The organism is Azospirillum sp. TSH20 (assembly GCF_003115935.1).
Taxonomy (GTDB): domain Bacteria; phylum Pseudomonadota; class Alphaproteobacteria; order Azospirillales; family Azospirillaceae; genus Azospirillum.
In genome coordinates this window covers 1-11,772 of record NZ_LGQU01000173.1, presented here as the reverse complement: position 1 = coordinate 11,772, position 11,772 = coordinate 1, and the positions used below count along the sequence as shown (strand labels likewise).

Here is an 11,772-nt window from a genome sequence, read left to right as displayed (position 1 = left end):
CGGGTGAACCTCGGGAGAGGAGAAAATTGGGCCGCGCGGACCATCGTCACCGCTCCTGCATCGCGTGCTGGAGACCGTTGAGAACCGGCGAGAAGACATAGTCGAGGATGGTGCGGCGCCCGGTCAGGATGCTGCAGGTCACCCGCACACCGGGGAACAGCTCGTAGGTCTTGCCGCCATAGTCGAAGCGGGTCACCGGCAGCTCGACGCGGACCTTGTAGTACGACTGCTTGTTGGCGTCGAGCAGGGTATCGGGGCTGATCGTGCGAACGCGGCCCTCGATATGGCCGAAGCGCGATGCGTCGCTGCCGGCGAGCGTCACCACCACCGGCTGGTCGGCGCGGACATAGCCGATGTCCTGCACCGGCAGGTGGGCGTCCACCACCAGATTGCCGTCGCGCGGCACCAGTTCCACCACGGTTTCGCCGGCCTTGACAACGGCGCCCTTGGTGGAGACCGCCAGCGTCTTGACGATGCCGTCCATTGGCGCGCGCATGCTGGAGCGATCCAGGCTGTCCTGGTAACGGGTCAGCCGCTGCGACAGTTCGCTGTGGTTGCGCCGAGCCTCGTCGAGCGCGTTGCGGCCCTCTTCCTCGTACTTGCGGCCGATCCACACCAGCTTGCTGCGCGCCTCGGCCAGGGCGGCCTCAGCCTGGGCCAGCGTCGCGCGGTCCTCGGCGATGGAACCGGTAATGCGGGCGTCGTCGCGCAGCAGCTCCAGATGCTTCATGCGATTGGTGATCTCGCGTTTCAGCAGGCTTTCGCTGATCGACAGCTGTTCGCGGATCAGTCCCTGCGCCACCTGGGAGCCGGAGATGCGGGCGCGGACGGCGGCCATCTGCTGTTCGCGCTGGACGATGTCCTGGCGCTGGATGTCGAGGTCGGAAGCCAGCCGGTCGCGCCGGGCGCGGAACAGGTCGCGGGTCTGCGCCACCAGATCCGACCGCTCGCGACTCAACTTGTCGGGGAAGTCGATGCTGTCGCGGCGTGCGACCTCGGCCTCCAGCCGGGCGATGTCGGCGGAAAGCGAGCCGAGGCGCAGGCGCAGCTCCTCAAGGTCTGCGCGTGTCTTGGTCTGGTCCAATTCAACCAGAACCTGCCCGGCCTTCACCGAATCGCCTTCCTGCACCAGGATGTCGCGGACGATACCGCCTTCGAAATGCTGGACCGATTGGTTGTAGGCCAGCGGCACCACGTCGCCGGGGGCGCTGCTGGAGACATTCAGCTCGGCGACCGACGCCCAGCCCACCGCGGCCAGGAAGGCGGCGATGCCGACGGCGAACAACCCGTCACCGAAGCGGCCCTCGGTCTCAGGCGCCGTGGCGGTGGTGAAGGGCAGCGCCGGTGCCGTTGTGCCCCCCAGAGGAAGGGTAGGGCCGGCGGCCGTCTTGCGGGTCAGCAGGGGAAGCGGCTTCATGATGCCACCATTGCGGCCGTGTCGGAGGTCATCGCCGTGTCCTGCGGCCGGTCGAGGTCGAGCACCAGCGAGGCGCCCTGGAGGATGCGCGGATCGTGCGAGGCGATGACCACGGTGTGGCCGGCGCGCGCCAGCTCGATCAGCGTGCGGTAGACGACGGCGGTACCTTCGGCATCCAGCCCGTCGGTCGGCTCGTCCAGCAGCACCAGCCGTCCACCGACCGCGAGCGCGCGGGCGAGCGCCAGCCGGCGCCGATGCCCGACCGGCAGTTCCTGGCCGAAGTTGCGCAGCGGCGTGTCCAACCCCTGGGCGCAGTCGGCCACAGCGCGGTCGGCGCCGGCACGGTGAAGAACGGCCTGCAACTCCGTCTCCGACAAACGCGGATTGGCCAGCAGCAGGTTCTCTCGAATGGTCCGGTTGAGGAAGACGGGTTCCTGCGGCAGATAGCCGATCTGCTGACGCCACCAGAGCGGGGCGAATTTGCGGATGTCGACGCCGTCGGCCAGCACGGCCCCCTCCTGCGGATCGGCCAGCCCGGCGATCATGCGGATCAGCGTCGACTTGCCCGACCCGTTCCGGCCCTTCAGCACCAGGATGTTGCCGGCGGGCACCGACAGGGACAGACGGCGCAGCAGCGGGGTGACGGCGCCGGCCGGGGTGTATGTCAGGTCGCGCAGTTCCAGCGTCCCGTCATAGCGGGGCAGGCTGGTGCCGGTCGGTGGCTCCACCGCCGTGCGGGCGAACTGCTCCAGACGGCTCTGCGCTTGGCGGGCCATCGCCAGCGATTCGCCGATCTGCGCCAGCCGGGTGAAGGGAGCCAGCGCCCGGCCGACCAGCAGGTTGACGCCGATCAGCGAGCCGACATCCAGTTCGCCACGCACCACCAGCACGGCACCCGTGGCGATGACCGCCACACCCTGGAGCGCCTGGAGGCTCTGCGCCATGGATTGGGCGCGACCCTGGCGCATCGACATCCGCTCGCGCATCGTCCGCAGCGCCTTCGCCGCGCGCTGCCACTCGCCCAGCAGCGGCTTCGCACCGCCGAACAGCGCCACCGCGTCGCGGCCGACAATGGCGGAGGTGACGAGGCCCTGCGCGTCGGCGCCGGCCTGCGCCATATCGCGGCCGACCGCCCGCATGTCGGCCTGGGCCAGAAGGCCGGCGGCGATCGACAGCAGGGTGAAGAGAACGCAGATCGCCGCCAGCGGCCAGGAGACCAGCGCCACCACGACGATGAAGCCCACTGCGAAGGGCAGGTCGAACAGGGTCGCCAGATTGGCGGAACCCAGTGCCGCGTCGATCTGTTCGGGCGCCCGCATCGCCTCGCGCCGGGCGGCGTCGCCTTCCGCCGAACCGGCTCCGCTCCGTGCGGTCAGCAGGATGCCGAAGGCGCCGGTCGCCAGCCGCTCATGCTCGGCGCGGCCGATGCGGCCGGCGATGCCCAGCCGGACATGGCGGAACAAATGTTCGAACGCGATGGACAGCACGACGCCGACGGTCAGCGCCACGAGGGTGGAATCGACGCCGTGCGTCACATACCGGTTCAGCACCAGCATGGTGTAGAAGGAGGAGGCGAGGCCGAGCAGGTTCGCCGCGAACGAGGCGGCGAAGACGCGGGTCGTCAGCCGCAGATTTGCGCGAAGCCTCAGAAGCAGCAAGCCGATGGCGCCGCCGGTCATTGCTGGTCTCCCTTCCCACGCTTGCGCTTCGAATCCCGGTTGGCGGGAGGTGCCTGTTCCTGCTTGCCGGGGTCGTCGAACAGGCCGCGTCCCATTGCCGCCAATTTGGGCATCGGCTTAGTCTGGATGTCGGCGGCGCTGAGCCGGCCCATGGCGGCCAGCAGGCGGTAGCCGGCGAGAGCCAGTTCCGTCTCGGCGGCGGCGGCGTCGCTGCGGGCATTGATCAGCGTCGTTTCGCCCGACAGGATGTCGATGAGCGAACGGGACCCCAGTTCACGCTCCGCCCGCGCCACGTCGAGGAAACCGGCGGCGAGGCTCGCCTGATCATTCAGCAGCTTCACCTGCGACCGGGCGCTTGCCAGCCGGTTCCAGCTGTTGCGGACGGTTTCCAGCACCGTGCGCTCCTGATCGGCCCAGGTGGCGTCGGCGGCGCGCAGGTCGGCCTCGGCGAGGCGGACGCTGTTGATCGCGGTCAGGCCGGTGTTCAGCGAAAAGGTGACCTGCAGCTTGAACAGCAGTTCGTTCTGCCGTCCGGACTGGCCGGCGACGTCGCGCTTGATGTTGCGCTCGACATAGCCTTCCACCCGGGGATAGAGGCTGCGGCCGCGCACCGAAGTCACTGCCTCCTCGGCCGCGGCGGTGGTCAGGGCCAGCTCCTGCAGACGCGGATTGTGGCGGCGCGCCTCCTCCACCGCCGCGTCCATCGACGGGGGCAGGGAGGCCTTGGTCATCGCCAGAACCTCGGCGCCGTCCAGCCGGAAGGACACATGGCCGAAATAGGCCTGGAAGCGGCTCAGCGCGGTCTGCATCGCCTCTTCGGCCGCGACGCGGCGGGCCTCGGCGCCGGCGAGCTGGCTCTTGGCCTGCAGGACGTCGGTGGAGAAGCCGTAGCCCTCCTGAAGGCGGACTTCCTCAAGGCCGGTCTGGCGGCGGATGTTGTCTTCCGACTGCCGGGCGAAGGTGAGCAGTCGGTGGGCGCGGACGAGGTTGGCGTAGGCGGACAGGCCTTCCACCAGCAGTTCCTGGCGGGTGCGCTCCACCGCGATGTCGGCGCGAACGACCGAGACCTGCGCCCGCCGGATGTCGGCATTGGTCGCGTCGAAGTCCCAGATCAGCTGGGTCGCGCGCATCGAAAGCTGGCCGGCGTTCATGTCGGTGTTGGGAAGGCCCGCCGGCTTTTCGGTGGTTTCGCGTCCGCCGTTGGCCGACAGGCTGAGAGTCGGATACCAGCCGCCATGGCTGATCCGCAGTCCGTTGCGGGCGGAGTCTGCCGCCGCCTCTGCCCCTCTCAGTCGGTCATGCGTTTCCGTCGCCTTGGAAATCAGCGAGATCACATCTTCGCGCGGTGATGCAATCAAGGGCTGTGGTGCTCCACCAAGAAGCGTAAGCCAGGCCGTGGTGTAAAAGAAGAATTTGCGCATGAGGGTCCTGAGAAACGCTGTCGGCTGAAGCTTTGGGTTTATTGCGCTGGCGAATATAGCCGACCGCGCTCCTTAGAAATTAAGACAAAACAGTGTTCAATTGCTTAATAAATCCTCTAAATCTGACGGATCTATTAGGATCCGTTTATGTGGTGCACGTTTGACGCATCGCTGGTTTGCGAATGATGTTGATCAGGGGCGTGCAACTCCGGACTCCATGCAAGCGCGTGAGAAATATCGGGTTGAGGCACAACTTCCGCGTCGGTGGGCAGGCCGAGGCCGGATGCCAGAAGACCGGTGAAGTTGGTCCCCGGCACCACATTGACGGCGGCAGCGGCCGGGGTGATCGCCGCCGGCTGGATCTGGACCTGTGCCGCGGAGGCGGCCTTCACGTCAAACGCGACACCGGCCACCATGTGCGTGCTGCCGTCGGCCATCGTCATGCTGGTGGTGCCCAGGATCCGATTGCCGGCGACGATCGCGTCGCTTGGCGTCGAGGTGGTGGCGATGGAGCGGATGCCCACTTCGGAGAGGCTCCGCAGTTCACTGACCTGACTTATTCCGTCGCCGTTGCCGTCCTGCCAGACCTTCAGCGTGGCGAAGGCCTCGTCGGTGGCGTCAATGCGACCGTCATGGTTGCGGTCGAGGGACGCCAGCGCCTCAAGGCTGCTGTTGAAGCCGCTGCCGAACTGCTCCGATACCAGTTCGTGCGCGTCGTCGATGCGGCCGTTGCCGTTGCTGTCCTGTACAAGCAGGGCGTTGCCGGCCCCGACCCAGCCGGTGCTGTCGGCGACGCCGTCGCCGGTCACATCGAAATGCGTGCCGTCGGACAGCGGACGCAGGGACAGCCCCTGTCCGGTCATGTCCAGCACGATGGGATCGCTGGCGACGGTGGTGAGCTTTATGTTGTCGACGCGCAGGATCGGGTTGACGCTGTTGTCGCTCGTATCCGAGGTGCCGAAGCCAAGCGACAGGGTACTGTTGGCCGAAACCACCACGCTGAAACTGCCGCTGGCGCTCGCCTCCTTCGCCAGCAGCGTCACCACGCCGTTGACGCTGACGAAGGCGAAATCGTGATAGCCGGGATCCGAGAAGGTGAAGGACCAGTCGAAGGTCAGCTTCGTGTCCTGCGTCACCGTCACGGCCGTGCCGAGTTTCATGGCGTGGCCATAGGACGGCACGGTTCCGGTCGCGGCGGCGATCGAGCCGTGCGTCAGGCCGAGAAAGTCCTCCAACTGGGTCGGCGTCTGGCCGCTCGCGGAGGTGATGGTGCCCTCATGACCGTCCCCGGTCGAGCCGACGCTGGTGCCGCCGGTGTAGGTCCAGCCGCTCAACCCATTGTCGAAGGAGCCGTTCGGGATCAGCACGCCGGGGTGCAGAGTCACGCTGTCGGTGGCGGTGGAGAAGGCGCTGCCGGCGCTGGTGTCCATCACGACCTTGGTGCCTGCGGTTCCGCTGGTCTGGTCCCAGGCATGAATGGTCAAAGCACCGCTGACGGTGGCGGGTACCGACGCGTTGGGCTGGAAATACAACTGGTCGGTCGGGCGCAGCAGCAGGGCGGAGTCGCTGTCGTTGACCGTGCCGACCAGGATCCAGGTCGTGCCGCCGTCGGTCGAGAACCACCAGTGCCCATAGCTCTCATTGGTGCCGACCAGGGCGATGCCGGTCACGGACCCCGCATCGCTGTCGGTGACGTTGACCGGGCCGGCGCCGTTCAGGCCGACCAGCTTCGAGACGGTAAACCCCGCGGTGCCTGCGGTGGGCGGCGCAAGCGCCTCCGCCGCGACGGAGAGGGAGAGGTCGGTGTCGATCAGAACCGGAGAGGCGTTGGGCGGCACCACCGTGACGGCAACGGATGCGCCGGCGGTCAGCGGCCCGCCCGCTCCGCCGCCGCCCTGGTCGTCCACCAGCATATGAATGCTGTCGGCGCCGATGTAGGAGGTTGCGGTATAGAGGAGCCCGTTGGTGGCGCCCAGCAGGCTGTTGATGGTGGCGAGCGTCGCCCGGACGGTGACGGTGTCCGTCCCGTTTCCGGTGATGACGGCATCTAGCCCATCGTTCGCTAGGGTCAGCGTCCCGTGTCCGGCGGACAGGGTGACCAGCATCGGTGTCGAACCGGCGTCGATGTCCGACACCGACAGCCCGGTAACCGCGACGGCAATGCCCTTCACCGTCGACAGCGAGGTCGTACCGGCGGTGACCTCCGGCGCGTCGTTGACTGGCGTGACGCTGCCGGTCAGCGCGATGGTTTCGGCACTGTAGACCGTGCTGCCGCCAACGCCCTGCGTCAGGTCGGCATGGCTTCCGGTCGCAGGCGTGCCGCCGCCCTCCTCGATCAGTCGCACAATCAGCGCCGGGGTGGTGCCGTTCCAGTCGGCCGCCGGCACGAAGCGCAGGCGGTCGGCGGCGGCGACGACCAATGCCGATCCATCGGACACCGCACCCACGGCCGCCCAGGCGGCGCCGGTCCAATATTGCCAGACGCCCTGTGCGGCGGTCGCCGCATTGCCGACGATGGCGATCCCGGCAAAGCCGTTGGCCGACGAGCCCCCGGCCACGGCGTCGGCCACGTCGGAGAAGAGGCCACCGAACAGGCTGGTGACGGTCGCTCCGGCTGGATCGGCGGTGTCCTCCACGATGTCCGGCAGGGTTGCTGCGGTGCCGGTCGCGACGGGAGCATCGTTGACGGCATCGACGGTGCCGGCCAGCGTGATGGTGCCGGCACTGAAGCGGCTGGTCCCTCCGCCTGTGGTCTCGGTGACACGCCCGCCGCTGGCGAAGCTGCCCAGCGAATCGTCCACCATCCTTACGGTCAGAGCCGGCATCGTACCGTTCCAGTCGGCGGCGGGCAGGAAGCGCAGAGCGGTGCCGGCCGCCAGCAACAGCCCATTGCCGTCGCTCGCCACTCCGATGTTGGTCCAGGCGTCGCCGGTCCAGTATTGCCAGGATCCTTCGGACGCTGTCGCGGCGTTGCCGATCACCAGCACGCCGGCGAAGCCGTTCGCAGTCGATCCGCCGGCCACCGCGTCCGTCCGGTCGGAGAACAGGCTGCCGAACAGGGCGGAGACGGTCGTGCCGGCGGGATTGGCTGTATCTTCCGCAATATGGGCCAACGTCGCTGTCGTGCCGGTGGCGACCGGGGCGTCATTGACGGCGGTCACATGGCTGTCGAGCAGGATGGCGGACACGCTGTAGGGCGTCGTTCCGCCGACGCCGAGGCTTTTCAGGTCGACGCGGCCACCGCTGACGATGGCACCCTGGGAATCATCGACCAGACGCACCATCAGGCTCGGTGGCTGGCCGTTCCAGTCGGCGACGGGGAGGAAGCGCAGCATCGTGTCGGTGGACAGCAGCAGCGCATTGCCGTCCGACGCCGTGCCGACCGCGACCCATTTGCCACCGTCCCAATACTGCCACTCGCCCTGGGCGGCGTTGCCGGGATTGGCGACCACGGCGACACCGGCGAAGCCGTCGCCGGCCGCTCCAAAGACAGCATCGCTCGGATCGGAAAACAGCTTGCCGAACAGCGAAAGAACGCTGGCGCCGGCCGGGTTGGTGCCGTCCTCCGCCATGGCATCCAAGACCGCCTGTACGCCTGTCGCCACCGGGGCGCCGTTGACGGGGGTGATCTCAAGGGAAAGCTGCGCGACCTCCGACGACAGGGGCGTCGTGCCTCCCGTACCGGCAATCATAAACAAGCGATGTTCGGCGCCGCTGAAGCCACTGGTCCATTCATCTCCCACCGCCCGAAGATCTAGGGCGGGAGCTTGTCCTGAGGCACCTGCCGTGGGCAGGAAGCGGAGAAGTGCATTGCCCGGCAGCACGAGGGCCGCCGTTTCGGCAACCGAGCCCACAACCAGCCAGTTGCTGCCGTCGACGCTGTACTGCCAGATGCCGAGCGCCGAACCGCTGTTGCCGACGATGGCGACGCCGACCACGCTGCCGCCGGTCTCCCCAGGACGGAACATCGATTCGATCAGATGGAAGACGGTGAATCCGGCGGGAGCGGTCGTTCCCTCGGTCACCGCCAGCGCCTTGGCCAGAGCCGCCGCGTCGAAGGACGATGACAGGGTAGGCGCGGCATTATGATGTTCGGCCGGAAGGCTGGGGGTGGAGGGAAGCGTCGGGGTGTTGCTGGGCGAACTGGTGCCGGTTGTGCCGGATGACGCGTTCTCGAGGGCCTGGACCGCCGCCTGGACCGCCCGCTGCTGGCTTTGCGCGGCGACGGCGAAGGCGTCGGTGGTGGTCAGCGCCTTGGTCACCGACGGAGATGAGACCGCCGGCCGTACATCCGCGGATGTGGTGGCGTGGGTGGACGTGTCGCTCGCGGTTGCCTTGTCCGTTACGCCGGCCTGATCGAAGCTGATTGTCTTGAGCGCGGCCTCGCTCATCGTCGCCTGCTTTGCCGCCGGGGCAGAGGAGGAGTCCGGCGCGGCGGGCATTCCATCCGCGGAGGCATCGGCCGCTTGTTTGTCGCCTGCGTTCTCCTTGGCATCGCCCTTGCCGTCATCCTTGTCGGCCGTGCCGTCCTTTTCCGCTTTAGCGTCCTGCTTGCCGTCCTTGGCCTCGGCGTCCGCCACCTGCCCGGCAGCCTTGCCGTCAGCGCTATCGCTGTGCTGCGCGCTGTTCTCCGCCGTCTTCTTGCCGTCGCCGGGCTTTTCGCCAGCGGCGGCCTTGTCCGGGTTGGCGAGGTCGGCCATCGCCTTGTCCTGCGGCGACACCGGGACTTCGCTGGCGTGGGCGTTCTGCTGGACGGTTTCGGCAGCCTGACGGGCCGCCGCCAGCGCCTGCCCGGCGGTCCGCCCTTCCGCCAGGGCCTGTCCCAGTGCCGCGCTGAATGTGGCTCCGCTTCCGCCAAGAGCCTGGACGGCTTGCTGGACATTGTGCCCGCTGGCGAGCGCCGCGACGAGCGGGTCGGCCTTGACGCCCTTCATCGTCTCGGCGGACAGGGCGGACAGGGCGACGACGTCCTGCCGTGCCGCGCCCAGTGCCCCGGCCGGTTCATGGCCCGCGGATAGTGCGCCTTCCAAAGCCTGACCGAACCCGCCGGATGCCTTCGCGTCGATACCGGCGGCCATGGCGAAGGTTTTTATGGTTTCCGCCACGTCGCGGCCGGACGCAAGCGACGCCACCAGCGCGTCGGTCGGCTTCGCCGGTACGACGGCGGCATGTTGGCTGGCCGTCATGTCCGATTGTGCCCTGACCGATGCACCAAGCGCCGCATCGGGCGCCCCACCCTGGGCCAGCGCATCATTCAGGACGCTGGCAAAGGCCGGGCCGCCCAGGGCATTGCGCGCCTCCGCGCCTCCGGACGCGAGCGTGGCGAGCAAATGGCTTCCGTAGGACTGGGCAACCGAGGCGGAGTGGGCCAAAACCTCGCTGCTGGCGCTCAGTTCCTGGGCTGCGGTGACCGCTGCGTCGGACTCGGCACCCCTGGACAGTGCCCGTTCGAGCGTATCGGCGAAGTGGCTGTTCTGATTGCTTCCCAATGCCTTGACGGCCTCCTGCACGCCCGCGCCCGAGGCCAGCGCGGCGGTCAGTTGGTCCACCGGAGAAACCGGAGGCGCTGAAGGAGGCGTATGGGCCGTCGGCGCGCTCAGGGACTGTGCCAGCGCGGCAACCGGGTCCGCCGCCCCCGCCGGCCGGGCGAGCGGGTCCATTACGCCGTTGAACAGGGCGGCGGACAGGTCGGCTGCCGAGCCCGGGACGGACAGTGATTGCGCGTCCACTCCCTGTCCTTGGGCCAATGCCGTTGCCATCCGCTGCTCGCCGGTCAGGGATGCCGCATCCTGCATCGCCTGAGTCATGCGCGCGGCGGCACCCGCAGCGATCCGGTTCGCCTGGAGGATGGCGGCATCCGGCGTGGCGTGGGCGCCGAGTCCATCGGCGAAGTCATGCATCCAGCCTTCCGCGAGCGTGCCTGCGGCGTTTCCAGGGAAGCCTTGGCTGCTCAAGGCTTCCGCCATCTTCTCCTGCACCGCAAGCAGCGCTTGCCGATTTCCGATCAGAAGCACCTCTGCCGCTTCCGAAGCGAGCGCCTCAGGGATGGTCATGAGCGGAGCGGACGGTGCGTCGGCCTTCTGAGGGTCTGTCATCACGGCCCTTTCGCCGGGGCAGAAGTTGCTAGTAGCAACTGGCAATGAGACCGCGATTTTCTGAAGAAAATCTGAACGCTGTTAAATATGCGGGTGGGATTGTCAGCCCTTCCGCGACAAATCCCTACCCTGAATAGGCTCTTTGGTTCGGAGAAATTCGATATTCACTGCCTGAGGGCTAAGCTTGGAGTAGTGCCGAAGCAAGACAAGCCAGTATGTCGCTACATTCCTCTGCCTCATATTTCCCGAAGCTCAGATTCTGATAACTGACGAACTCAATTCTCGGTGGTTGCGTGCCCCCGCAACCACCGACACTGACGGCCCTGTTCGAAATGTCCGGGGCGTTCGTGCGTCTGAGCCTTGCGCATCTGAGCAGCGCCCTAGCAGACAGCCAGGATGCCGGCCAGTTCGCCATGCAGGTCGGCGTCCAACCCCGCCCCGGCAGGGGAGGGCAACAGGGCAACGCGCTCGATCATGATCCGCACCATTTCCATCGCCTTGGCGCTGTCCTCGCCGCCAGCGAGGGCCGCCTTCAGCGCTTCCACCTTGCGGCGGTAGAGGGGCAGCAGTACCGCCGGCAGATCGGCGTCGGACTCCTCCGCTGCGGGGAGCAACTGGGCTTTGCCCGCTTCCAGGCTGGTCAGGCGCTCCTTCATCGACTCGTGATACGGCCCGTCCTCGATCGTCTTGGGGCTCCTCGCCGGCACGTACGACGGAGGCGGCGAAACGCAGCACATGGCCGCGGGCGGTCTTCGGCGAGCTGGGGCGCAACGGGCAGGCCGGACCCAGGTCGTCCAGCGGATCGGCGCCGGACAGCCGCCGCATCCATGCCTCCAGATCGGTGGCAAAGGATGGCGGAAGGAGGTGCAACGGCAGCTGGTAGTCGTCCCGGTTGTGCAAGGCATTCTTGGTCGGCGTGTAGCCCAGCGCCTCCAGGCAGAGCTGGAGGAAGTCGACCAGAGGCCCGCTGGCGGCCCCGCTTATGTCGTCCCAGGAGGTGCCGAGCGGACGGTCGCTGATCGCCTCTTAGGGGCGGTCTTCAGAATGCACTGAGGCGGTTTGCGATGATGAAGATGGCGGCGGCAGTGAGCAAGGAGAGGACGATCCGTCCGAGCCTATCCTGCCGTCGATCCAGGCGTTTGTTCGCGAGCAGCCAAGCG

5 protein-coding genes are annotated in these 11,772 nt (G+C 67.6%); all 5 read right to left on the bottom strand.

Annotated features, from left to right (window positions below; all coding sequences use genetic code 11):
- Window positions 1-46 precede the first annotated feature (46 nt).
- A complete protein-coding gene (locus tag TSH20_RS32900; RefSeq protein WP_109157529.1) occupies window positions 47-1,417 on the bottom strand; it encodes an HlyD family type I secretion periplasmic adaptor subunit in 1,371 nt (456 codons plus the stop codon).
- Window positions 1,414-3,096 (bottom strand): ATP-binding cassette domain-containing protein, encoded by a 1,683-nt coding sequence (locus TSH20_RS32895; protein ID WP_109157528.1) that lies wholly within the window; start codon window positions 3,094-3,096, stop codon window positions 1,414-1,416. The genes TSH20_RS32900 and TSH20_RS32895 overlap by 4 nt, the downstream gene beginning before the upstream one ends.
- Window positions 3,093-4,454, bottom strand: coding sequence for a TolC family protein (locus TSH20_RS32890; protein WP_247871670.1), 1,362 nt, complete (start codon window positions 4,452-4,454; stop codon window positions 3,093-3,095). The genes TSH20_RS32895 and TSH20_RS32890 overlap by 4 nt, the downstream gene beginning before the upstream one ends.
- A gap of 197 nt (window positions 4,455-4,651) precedes the next feature.
- A complete protein-coding gene (locus TSH20_RS36000) occupies window positions 4,652-10,612 on the bottom strand; it encodes a hypothetical protein (RefSeq protein ID WP_247871669.1) in 5,961 nt (1,986 codons plus the stop codon).
- 380 nt (window positions 10,613-10,992) lie between these two features.
- Window positions 10,993-11,268: a hypothetical protein gene (locus TSH20_RS32880; protein ID WP_109157527.1), complete on the bottom strand. Its 276-nt coding sequence runs from the start codon at window positions 11,266-11,268 to the stop codon at window positions 10,993-10,995.
- Between the last annotated feature and the right edge of the window lie 504 nt (window positions 11,269-11,772).